Source organism: Pseudoalteromonas sp. MTN2-4, from assembly GCF_042848605.1.
GTDB lineage: Bacteria > Pseudomonadota > Gammaproteobacteria > Enterobacterales > Alteromonadaceae > Pseudoalteromonas.
Genome location: NZ_BTGK01000069.1, coordinates 1 through 495, shown reverse-complemented (window position 1 = coordinate 495; position 495 = coordinate 1). Strand labels below are relative to the sequence as shown.

Genomic DNA, 495 nt, shown 5'->3' with positions numbered 1-495 from the left:
GCGTTATGCATTAAGAGTAATATTTTGAAAAAGTGGAAGTTTCTATTTGCTTTTGTAGCCTTCATTACATTTCTTGAGTTGGTTGGTTTACCTTTCAAAGAAAACTTAAAATACTCAGATTTTTTGTCTGTTATAGTCTCAGCATCAACACTAATACCAATATATGGTTACGCATACGGCGTGGCTATCGGAAATAAAACAATAGCTATATTAATATTTGTTTTAAATGTATTGATTTTTGGTGGTATAAGTTTGCTTTGGTTAGTCCTTTATACGTTTAACCAATTTAGTTTAATACAATTATTGTTTTCACTAGGTGCTTTTGCTTTTTTACTATTTGTTGCATATCCGGTTTATATGTATGCGTTTCGTTCGGATGCACTTTGGTCAGAAAATGCATAACAAGTGCCTAAACCAAAGGACGCAAAACAGCAGGCTTGCGCTCCTTCGTCGCTAATTTTAGCCTGCTATTTTGCGCCGGTTAGGCAAGCGTTA

1 protein-coding gene is annotated in these 495 nt (G+C 34.5%); it reads left to right on the top strand.

All coding sequences use genetic code 11. The features are described 5' to 3' along the window. Window positions 1-402: hypothetical protein (locus ACGHEH_RS21755; protein WP_390449890.1), on the top strand; the 402-nt coding region annotated here is incomplete at its 5' end. Window positions 403-495: the final 93 nt, after the last annotated feature.